Below are 239 nucleotides of genomic sequence, written 5' to 3'. Positions count from 1 at the left end.
TCCACCACGTAGTCGTGCATCAGGGTCGAGGTGTGGATGAACTCGATGATCGCCGCCCGCTGGTGGTGCGCCGGGCCGGCCTGGCCTACCGCGTGGCCGGCCAGCATGACCAGCATCGGCCGCAGGCGCTTGCCTCCGGCAGATATGTCGTGGTCGGCGATCTGCTCGATCAGGACGACATCCGAGGACAGGCGGCGGCGAAAGAGCGCTTCCTCGGCGGCCATGTCGCGCGCGGCGAG

1 protein-coding gene is annotated in these 239 nt (G+C 69.0%); it reads right to left on the bottom strand.

All coding sequences use genetic code 11. The features are described from left to right. Positions 1-239, bottom strand: a 239-nt coding sequence (locus tag ACQG3P_RS22990; RefSeq protein ID WP_426806340.1) for a polyprenyl synthetase family protein, incomplete at both ends; no start/stop codon positions are given.

Source organism: Stenotrophomonas sp. SrG (genome assembly GCF_050031795.1).
Classification (GTDB): domain Bacteria; phylum Pseudomonadota; class Gammaproteobacteria; order Xanthomonadales; family Xanthomonadaceae; genus Stenotrophomonas; species Stenotrophomonas rhizophila_A.
This window is presented reverse-complemented; position numbering and strand designations above follow the sequence as displayed.